We start from the raw sequence: 267 nt of genomic DNA, 5'->3' as shown, positions 1-267 counted from the left end.
CCGCCATTACGCTCTACCGCTTGCTGAATCATCTGCTGGAAGTTCATCCCTTCCATGCGCGTGTCGGTCATTTCGTCATGTGCCTGTCCTTGCCAGTTGTGGCGGAATGCGTCGGCATCTATGTCAGCACCGGAGAAATCACCAGCCAGTGACATTTTTCCGGTCAACGAAATCGGATAGTTAAACGCCTTCAGAATGGTACCAATCTCAACGTTTTCCAGCCGTGGCTGGAAGTTTATCCGCGGATTTATTGATGTCGCGTCCAGC

General features: G+C 51.7%; 1 protein-coding gene. It reads right to left on the bottom strand.

Annotated elements, in window-relative coordinates:
- Positions 1 to 267, bottom strand: a 267-nt coding sequence (locus IEQ44_RS15980; RefSeq protein WP_227487652.1) for a hypothetical protein, incomplete at both ends; no start/stop codon positions are given.

Origin of the sequence: Nocardioides malaquae, assembly GCF_015070385.1 — a bacterium.
Lineage (GTDB): Bacteria > Actinomycetota > Actinomycetes > Propionibacteriales > Nocardioidaceae > Nocardioides > Nocardioides malaquae.
Note: the sequence above shows the minus strand (reverse complement) of the source record. Positions and strands in the feature narration are given on the sequence as shown.